At 68.5% G+C, this 356-nt stretch carries 1 protein-coding gene; it reads left to right on the top strand.

The window, feature by feature from the left end:
• The coding region (locus tag IG88_RS39930) for an acyltransferase domain-containing protein (protein WP_158854257.1) at window positions 1–356 on the top strand (356 nt) is incomplete at both ends.

Genomic DNA, 356 nt, shown 5'->3' with positions numbered 1-356 from the left:
ACGGACTGGTCGTTGCGGGATGTTGTGTTCCGGGGTGGTGGGGATCCGTTGTGGGGGCGGGTGGATGTGGTGCAGCCGGTGTTGTGGGCGGTGATGGTGTCGTTGGCGGCGGTGTGGCGTTCGTTGGGTGTGGAGCCGGCTGCGGTGGTGGGTCATTCGCAGGGTGAGGTGGCTGCGGCGTGTGTGGCGGGTGGGTTGTCGTTGGAGGATGGTGCGCGGGTGGTGGCGGTGCGTTCGCGGCTGGTGGGGGAGAGGTTGTCGGGGCGGGGTGGTATGGGTTCGGTGGGGTTGTCGGTGGTGGAGGTGGAGGAGCGTCTGGCTCGTTTTGAGGGGCGGGTGGGGGTGGCGGCGGTGAA

The sequence above is a fragment of the Streptomyces sp. NRRL F-5650 genome (assembly GCF_000721365.1).
In the GTDB taxonomy this organism is placed as follows: domain Bacteria; phylum Actinomycetota; class Actinomycetes; order Streptomycetales; family Streptomycetaceae; genus Streptomyces; species Streptomyces ardesiacus.
This window is presented reverse-complemented; position numbering and strand designations above follow the sequence as displayed.